This window comes from bacterium (assembly GCA_040755795.1).
In the GTDB taxonomy this organism is placed as follows: Bacteria; UBA9089; CG2-30-40-21; order CG2-30-40-21; family SBAY01; genus JBFLXS01.
Genome location: JBFLXS010000150.1, coordinates 1 through 8,815, shown reverse-complemented (window position 1 = coordinate 8,815; position 8,815 = coordinate 1). Strand labels below are relative to the sequence as shown.

Sequence of the window (8,815 nt, the reverse complement as noted above, 5' to 3'; positions counted from 1 at the left end):
AAAAGTGAACCGCATCTTAGATTTAGGCTGTGGTAATGGAAGACACCTCATCTATTTAGCCAAAAAAGGCTTTAATGTCTATGGAATAGACATTTCACAAAAATCACTCCAGATTACACAAAATTGGTTAAACCAGGAAGGTCTAACCGCAGAACTAAAAAAAAATACACTAACCCAAATACCATATCCTTCAGAATATTTTGATGTGGTTATTTGTCTGGGAACTTTAGACCATATCTTAATTAAAGAGGCAAAAAAAGGAATACAAGAGATTGAAAGAGTCCTGACGCAAAAAGGAATACTATTTTTAGCACTTCGTTCAGACCGTGATACAGAATGTGGTAAAGGAGAGGAAATCGAAGAAAAAACATTCCTTCTTCCAGGCGATGTCGAAGGAAACCTACCGCAACATTTCTTTAGCCTGAATGAGATAAAAGAATTACTGGTGAATTTTGAAATTACCGACTTTGAATGTCGGGAAAGATTAATGGGGCTGGATTTATCTAAGAAAGACTCTCGCTGGATAATTACTGCCCAAAAATTATAAAACTTTAGGTAACCGTTCAGGCTATATATCAAAAGTGTAAGAAAGGGGATAAGGAGATAAGAGTGATATGGAGATAAGATAATAGAAATAGATTGAAATTTATAGAAATAGGTAGAAATTGATTGTGGAAAACAACAAATTTCCATAAATTTCTATTAGTTTCTATTAATTTCAATTTTTTTAATAATATCTCCCTATCTCCTTAATCTCCACATCTCCTTTTGTTACACCACCTGAACGCTTACAAATTTGTGATATATTATCTTTCAAAGACACTGACAAAATTTAAATAGGAAGGAGATTTTGACTTTGGAAAGAGACCAGAAAGTATGGGATTATATCAGAGAAATTAAGAAGATATGGTGGGACTCTCAAGGGGTTAATGAAAAAGAAGTAAGAGAGAAACTCCAGAAGGTTCTTCCTTTTCCCTTTCAAATATCTATTGAGATTACCAATTTGTGTAATCTTAAGTGTCTTATGTGTTGTCGACCGCGGTTACAAAGAAAGATTGGAAATATGGAGTTTGGTTTGTATAAAAGGCTCGTAGATGAAATCTCTCACCAATATGTTTCTTCCCTTTATCTCACAGGCGATGGAGAACCTTTACTCCATCCGCAGCTAATAGAGATGATTCAGTATGCTAAGACTATGGGAATAGAAAGGGTGTGTGTTGGGACTAATTGTATGCTTCTTGATGAAGGAATTTCCAAACAAATAATCTCTTCTGGATTGGATGTAATAGTATTCTCAGTGGATGCGGCTACCCAAAAAACATATCAGAAACTACGAGAAGGAGGAGATTTTGCTCTGGTTACTACCAATGTGAGGAGATTTCTCCAATTAAAAAAAGAGATAGGAAATCAAAGTCCTCAGGCAGTTATCTCTTTCATAAGGATGAAAGATAATGTCACCGAGATAGAGAGTTTTATTGATATGTGGAGGCATTTTTTAAATGATACTGATTACATTCAGATTAGAGATTATGATACTCTGGCTGGACAGGTAGAGGATAGAAGAGTTTCTTTTCCAGAAAACAATCGGAAGCCCTGTCAGTATTTGTGGCAGCAAATGGTAATTTATTGGAATGGGGATGTGCCTGTATGCTGTAAAGATTTTCATGGTAAGTGCTTGATGGGGAATGTAACTAAAAATACAATTGAAGAACTATGGCAGGGGGCAAAATTTCACCAGTTACGCCAGATGCACCTTGAGGCAAAATATAATAATATCCCTCTTTGTAAGAATTGTGGTAGTTGGTGGATATTTTCTGCTGAGACTACAGGTGTAAGAATAATAAAGTCAGTGAAAGAAGTGGCAGAGAATCAAGAAGGATAGAAAATAAAAGTTAGAAGGAGAAACGCTCATGCCCACAGGGAGTGGGCACAAAGGGGGATGAAAATGGGTTTGATGGTTCAGGTGAAATCAGGCTGAAGCTTGCGGCTACCAGCCTTCTCAAGTCCCGAACCCCGAGTCCCGAGTCCCGATTTTCAGAAGAACCCTTCAGCCTTCAACCTGATTACGGACACGGAAAACGGACACGATTTACGAATTTTCAGTGTTTCATCCGTGTCCATCTGTGGCTGAATAGTTACCTCACAAAACTAATATAAAGATGACCATTAAAATTAAACGGTTTTTAAAGATATTAAGGTTAGAAGTAGAACTTTTTGTTATTTTGATAACTGGACTTATATATATTTTTATAGATAAGATAAAACCTCACCCTATAATTCCTGCAGATAATATCTTATTCATTCAAATCTATGGAATAGGCAATTTCGTATTATGTTCTACGATGCAATCTGCGATAAGAGAATATTTCCAGAATAAAAAAATTATTGCCGTGGTTCATCCGCAAATAAAAGAATTAACAACTAAATGCCCTTACCTTGATGAGGTTATCGTTTATCAGGATAGAAGTTTATCAGGCAAGATTAAACTTATTAACCAATTACGCCAGACTAATTTTGCTTTAGCCATTGATTTATCAGGCACATATTGGACTGCCTGGCTTTGCCGTTTGAGTCGAGCACCAAAAAGGGTTGGATTTAATGCGGTTGGTGTCCAGCGGTTATGGTTTAATCGGGATGGTTCGGGCAGACTTTATACAAAAGGCATTCCGTTTAATCATAATATTTATATGAAGGAGTTTTATGATAAGTTTTTATCCGAACTAAATATACCTTTAAAAGATAAAGACCTGAAGATTTTCCCTTCTCAAGAAGACGATAAATTTGCCACACAACTGTTAAAAGAATTTAAAGACGATACCATTCCCCTTATTACTATTCATATTGGTGCAAGACAAAAAGAAAGATTGTGGTCAGTGGAAAAATTTGCCGGGTTAATTAGTGAACTTTTAAAAAAAGGGACTAAAATCATTCTGACAGGTGCCTCTAATGATATTGAAAGAGGTAATAGAATATTATCTTTAGTTAATTCCCGGTCTAAAGATATTATCTCAATAATAGGAAAGACGACACTTTATCAATTAACCTCAATCATTGCCAGAAGCGATTTATTTATTGGACATGATAGTGGGCCAATGCATCTTGCTTGTGCCGTGAAAACTCCACTAATTGCTTTATTCGGTCCAGGAGTAGTAGAATTATGGCGGCCATATCTAAAAGAATCAATTGTCATTCAAAGTAATGTCCAATGTCGAGGATGCAATAAAATTGGGCATTTCTATAACTGCAAAGAAAATGTTTGTATGTCACAAATCAGCGTTGAGCAGGTACTAAACGCCGTAGAAACTATAATGAAAAAAGGGGGACGACGCAGAGAAAAAAATAAAAACTATTTACCACACACTTCATTCCATCACGGATTTTCATCAGTGCAATCTTTTGGGGACAGACATCTCATGATTGATTAACAATTTGGTTTTGATGTTCTATGCAGGACAATGATTGCCTCAATAATCTTTTCTGTTATCTGGTTTATTTCTCTGTTCCTCTGCGTCTCTGCGGTGAATAGTTACTATCGTTTTTCTGCTGTCAATCCCTGCCAGAGTGCCTTGAGAATAATAAAGGCACCTAAAAGCAAGGCTAATGCCATAATGGCAAAACTGATGTTAGTTAGCCATTTGATAGTGGTTTCACTCAGATTTTGAATGATTCCCAGTTGAGAAAGATAAACTGGTATCATCAAACTGCGGCTAAAAAGGACAGTGACCATTATCACCCCCATCACGACTTTAATCATAAAAGGCTTAACATAAGTTGTGCCAATAGCACCCAGATGAATGCCAAAAAGTGAGCCGCCAAGAATTATCATTGCCAGTCTAATATCGACCATTCCATGTAAGGCATATTTAAGACTGCCACCCACTCCCATGACAAAGGCTATCACCAGCTCTGTAGCAGAAGCCATAAGACTCGGTGCACCAAGGATATAAATCATTGACGGAACACCAATAAAACCACCCACAGCAATAGTAGCGGCAAGCATACCGGTGGCAAAACCAAGAGGGATGGTAAAAAGGAATGACACCCGTGCCTTTAAACTCTCAAAGTAAATCATTGTTCCGGGGATATGTATGGATTGCACCCAACGGGCAAGTTTAGTTAACCTTTCTTCTTGATGGATACTATTATCTTTGTAAGTCGCTAATGCATCCAGAAGCACAAATGTGCCTACAATTCCAAGGATTACAATAAAGACTATGCTGATGTAAAGATTTGAACCTGCCTCCCCAAATGTTTTTTTAATACCTTCTTGAATATTAGCACCGTAAAGCACACCTGCTTCAGCAGATATACCCATAATCAGACCAAGTTTAACATCTACCTGACCATACCTTGCTCGCTTGATAGCCCCAACAAGTGCTTTGGGAAATTTATGACACATATTACTGGCTACAGATACCAGACCAGGCACCCCTAGACTCATCATCCCTGGTGTTAGCACAAATGCCCCGCCAGAGCCTATAAACCCACTTACCAGCCCCCCTACAAAACCCAGACTAAATAGATAGAAGATGTTTATTAAATCAAGATTAATAAAATTAACTACCTCATGCATAATCAATCTTCCCCCTCATCTTCACTTTTTTTCGTTTCTTTTTTAACCGCCTCTATACCCATCACCGTCCAGAAATTACCTGTGAATGAGCCATGAACAAAGGAGAAAAGAAACGCTGTGATTATCGGCAGTAAGGCATAGATTCCACCCCTTGTAAAATAATCGTTAATAATATCTTGTTTCATAAGCAAAGCAGTATAAAGTCCAATGGAAAGAATACCCATCCATATCATCTTCCTATATGGCTTTTTCTTGACATAGTTACCCATAGTTCTCCTGAAAATGTAAAATGGGACGCAGATTTTCGCAGATGAACAGGATTAAAATTAATTTTTTAATGTTTTTAGTGCTTTAGTGGTTTTTCTTTAAAATCCTGTTAATCCTGTAAATCTGCGTCCTATTAATTTTCATCCTCCTTTGTGCCCACTCCCTGTGGGCATGAGCGTTTCTCCTTAATTTCATTCGCCACTACCACTGGACATCTAATCTTATCCCAGGACTCTGGAAGCCATTTATCCTTACTCTCAAAATCGAGATTATCTCCTATGACTACAAAAACAACATCCTGATTAAGATTCGTCCAGTCTATTACCTCTTGTTTGAAATCCCCGCTTTTTTTCACCAGGTTGTAGTTTATCCCTGCTTCTTTGAGATGGCTACAGAGGTCATTAATGCTTGAAGCGACAGTATCCCTGCTTGATACATACAGTATATCGAGGCTTGCCCCAATCCTCTGACAGGTATTCAAAGCGTATGTTAGCACCTTTTGGTCTATCCTCCCTTCTCTGATAGCCAACAAAACCCGTCTGTCTTCTTTTAGCATCTCCTTAGCGGTTTCAAATTCGCCCTCTTCAGCAAAGGTAATCGCTGACATCATCGTTTCGAATTTCCTGAAAAACATTTTCATCTTAATCACCTATTAAGATGATAAGCAAGATTTATGCCAAATAGAAGGTATTTCGTAAGTCATTGTCGGGCTATGAGTAATCAAAATCCTGGAAAAGGCGGAATTGTTGCACAATGCAGCAGACTTTAACCTTGCCTTTGCCAACCCTGAATCCGTAAGGGGGATTTAAAGTGATACAGATAAGGAGGTGGTGTTTTAAATTGCAACAGTTTTTTTGTTCTAAAGAAACATCTCTCCCTCCCTTACTTCTTTTCTTTTTAATAGACTTTGCTCTTGCTCTTAATCTATTTCCTTTTCTAAAATGATGGGAAAGTTCTGAAAAGAATGCTTGACAATAGCCTCACAAGGGTATATAATTAAGAATGGGCAGATTGGTAACCTGTAAAATATCATCTGTTCCGAAGTTGTCAATTGCGTTAGGACATAAAGCACTTTTGTAAGCGTTCAGCCACAGAGGCACAGAGTTCACAGAGAATTAGGAAAATTAGCCACAAATAGACACGAATTAACCTGTGACATTCGATAAGTGTAGTGGGAACCTTTAGGTTCGCTTTCCTGCTTTTTATTATTCGTATTCATTTGTGGTTATATATTCCCTCTGTGACTCTGTGGCTATATCCCTGAACGGTTACAAGGAAAAACAGCATTCAAAACTTCAGCCCTCAACCTATTTTGCTGATTACTGACTGCTGACCGCTGATGGCTGAATGCTTACAATCACTGTCCCCGAAGAATAGACATAGAGTTTGTCGTTGGAAACTAACCTCCTGTGCTCTCGTTCGGAACAGTTTTTCTATAAGCGATTACATATAACCTATGTTCAAACAACAAAGTATCAGAAAAAAGATAACCTATGGATATTACGCCATCCTGATTATACTTATTGGGCTCTCTATATTTGCCTTCATTCAACTGCAATTTATAGAAAAGAAGGTAATATTTGGCGAGATAACCTCTGACTTCTTTGAAACTATCCTTGAGATAAGAAGATTTGAAAAGAACTACTTCCTCTACCAACAAGGGATAGACTACCATCAGAATCAAGAGTATGTTGTCAAAGCCGAGAAATTATTGGAAACCAACATCAAAGGATTTGAAACCATTGCCAGCCTTCAGGAGATAAGAGAGATAAGGGATGAGCTAAGGAGATACAAGCAACTGATGGCTGATTATGTTAGAGGCAAAAGAGACGAAGGGGAGAGTGAAATAAGAGAAAGCGGCAAAAGGATAGTTATAATGGCTGAAGGTATCTTAAAGACTGAAAGGATGAGCCTTCAGGCTATTCTCTACTATGCCAGATGGTTCCTCATCCTTTCTATTGTTGCCCTTTCCCTAACAGGGATTATCATCGGCCAAATACTCTCCAGGCTTGTTGTCAGGCCATTGAAATTGCTGGAGAAGAGTACAAAGGAGCTCTCTGCTGGCAGGTTTGAAAGGATAGAGCTCAAATCAAATGACCTGGAGGTTGTCTCGTTAGCTCAAGCCGTTAACAAGATGCTTAAAGAATTGGAAGTGAGGCAGTCTCATCTTGTTCAATCAGAAAGACTTGCCTCGCTGGGGACACTCCTTTCCGGTATTGCCCATGAATTAAATAATCCGTTATCAAATATTTCCACCTCCAGCGAGATACTAAAAGAAGAGATTGAAGAGGCAGATATAAGCTATCAGAAAAAATTGATTAGCCAGATAGAAGAGCAGACCGATAGAGCCAGGAATATTGTCAGGTCTTTACTTGAGTTCTCAAGAGATAGTGAGTTTAAAAAGGAATCATTATCCCTTAAGGGGTTGTTTGAAGAGACCATCAGATTTGTCAAAGGACAGATACCCACAAGGGTAGAAATAGACCTTCATATTCCAGATGATATAGTTATTCTTGTGGATAAACAGAGGATTCAGCAGGCATTCTTGAACCTGATAAAGAATGCTATCGAATCCATCCCGGATAAAGGAGATATATCCATAAAGGCACAAAAATCCGTTGAAGGTGATAGAGTTAATATCGAGATAAGTGATACTGGCTTAGGTATCTCCCCGGATACACTCAAGAAGATATTCGACCCTTCTTTACTACTAAGGATGTGGGTAAGGGGACTGGCCTGGGGCTATTTATTGTCTATGAGATTATAAAAGAGCATGATGGTTCTATTGCTGTCAGCAGTGAACAAGGCAAAGGAACAACATTCTTAATCAGACTGCCCTTACAGGAGTAATTGTTATGAGCAGTATATTAATCGTTGATGATGAAAAGATCGCCTTGCAAAACCTTGAGCATGTTATGCGAAAGGAGGGCTATGAGGTTACTGTTACTCAAAGCGGGCAGAATGCCCTTAATCTACTTGAAGAAAAGCAGTTTGAGATTGTGCTAACCGACCTGCGAATGGAGAAGGTGGATGGGAAACAAATCCTAAAAAGATGCAAGGAACTCTATCCAGAGACAGAGGTAATTATGATAACCGGCTACGCTACCTTAGACTCAGCAGTTGAAGTAATGAAGCAGGGCGCCTTTTATTATATTGCCAAACCATTCAAATTAGACGAGGTTAGACAGGTAGTCAAGGAAGCGATAGAAAAGGTCAATCTTAAAAAGGAGAATAAGTTACTGCGGGAGCAGGTGGAGAACCTCCAGGGCAGGGTTAAAATAATCACCCAGGATCCAGCAATGCAAAGACTACTTAACACCGCCAAACAGATCGCTCCAACCGACTCCAATGTATTGATAAGCGGTGAAACAGGAACAGGCAAGGAATTATTAGCTAAGTATATCCACTTTAACAGCCTTCGCGCAAATGGACCATTTTTTGCCATAAACTGTGGTGCCTTCCCAGAAAACCTCCTCAATAGTGAGTTGTTTGGTTATGAGAAGGGTGCATTTACAGATGCTCAAGCGATGAAGAAGGGGCTGATTGAAATGGCATCCGGCGGAACGCTATTCTTAGACGAGATAACCGAGATGCTTCCCTCTATGCAGGTAAAACTATTGAGGGTTATTCAGGAAAAGGATGTCTTAAGACTTGGCTCTACAAAGCCAATAAAGGTGGATGTCCGATTTATTGCGGCTACCAATAGAAACATCCAGAAATCCATAAAAGATGGGCAATTCAGGCAGGACCTGTATTATCGCTTAAATGTCCTTTCCTTTCATCTACCTCCGCTTTCAGAAAGGAAGGATGACCTTGTGCTTTTAAGCTATTACTTTCTGAAAAAATACTCTCTCTTAATGAAGAAGGAGATAAGTGGAATATCCGAAGATGTGCTTGCCTTATTAAGAGAGTATGACTTCCCTGGGAATATTCGGGAACTGGAAAACATCATTGAGCGAGGGGTTGCCCTTGCCA

Annotated in this window: 9 protein-coding genes; 6 read left to right on the top strand and 3 right to left on the bottom strand. The window is 38.7% G+C overall.

The features are described from left to right. The 3 genes from AB1414_10735 to AB1414_10725 all read left to right on the top strand — a co-directional run. Positions 1-547: class I SAM-dependent methyltransferase (locus AB1414_10735; protein MEW6607906.1), on the top strand; the 547-nt coding region annotated here is incomplete at its 5' end. A 309-nt stretch (positions 548-856) separates the two neighbouring features. Further along, positions 857-1,882: a radical SAM protein gene (locus tag AB1414_10730; protein MEW6607905.1), complete on the top strand. Its 1,026-nt coding sequence runs from the start codon at positions 857-859 to the stop codon at positions 1,880-1,882. Between the two features lie 277 nt (positions 1,883-2,159). After that, positions 2,160-3,425, top strand: coding sequence for a glycosyltransferase family 9 protein (locus AB1414_10725; protein MEW6607904.1), 1,266 nt, complete (start codon positions 2,160-2,162; stop codon positions 3,423-3,425). A 104-nt stretch (positions 3,426-3,529) separates the two neighbouring features. On the opposite strand, the gene AB1414_10720 is transcribed toward AB1414_10725, so the two are convergent. From AB1414_10720 to AB1414_10710, 3 genes are all read right to left on the bottom strand, one after another. Then, entirely contained in the window at positions 3,530-4,573 is a 1,044-nt protein-coding gene (locus AB1414_10720; protein MEW6607903.1) for a sulfite exporter TauE/SafE family protein, read from the bottom strand. 2 nt (positions 4,574-4,575) lie between these two features. Then, positions 4,576-4,842, bottom strand: coding sequence for a hypothetical protein (locus AB1414_10715; GenBank protein ID MEW6607902.1), 267 nt, complete (start codon positions 4,840-4,842; stop codon positions 4,576-4,578). Between the two features lie 131 nt (positions 4,843-4,973). Next, entirely contained in the window at positions 4,974-5,480 is a 507-nt protein-coding gene (locus AB1414_10710) for a hypothetical protein (GenBank protein MEW6607901.1), read from the bottom strand. Positions 5,481-6,296: 816 nt separating this feature from the next. On the opposite strand from AB1414_10710, the gene AB1414_10705 reads away from it, so the two are divergent. From AB1414_10705 to AB1414_10695, 3 genes are all read left to right on the top strand, one after another. Next, positions 6,297-7,607: a histidine kinase dimerization/phospho-acceptor domain-containing protein gene (locus AB1414_10705; GenBank protein MEW6607900.1), complete on the top strand. Its 1,311-nt coding sequence runs from the start codon at positions 6,297-6,299 to the stop codon at positions 7,605-7,607. After that, positions 7,559-7,690, top strand: coding sequence for an ATP-binding protein (locus tag AB1414_10700; protein MEW6607899.1), 132 nt, complete (start codon positions 7,559-7,561; stop codon positions 7,688-7,690). Before AB1414_10705 ends, AB1414_10700 begins: the two co-directional genes overlap by 49 nt. A gap of 5 nt (positions 7,691-7,695) precedes the next feature. Then, positions 7,696-8,815, top strand: a 1,120-nt coding sequence (locus AB1414_10695) for a sigma-54 dependent transcriptional regulator (protein ID MEW6607898.1), incomplete at its 3' end; no start/stop codon positions are given.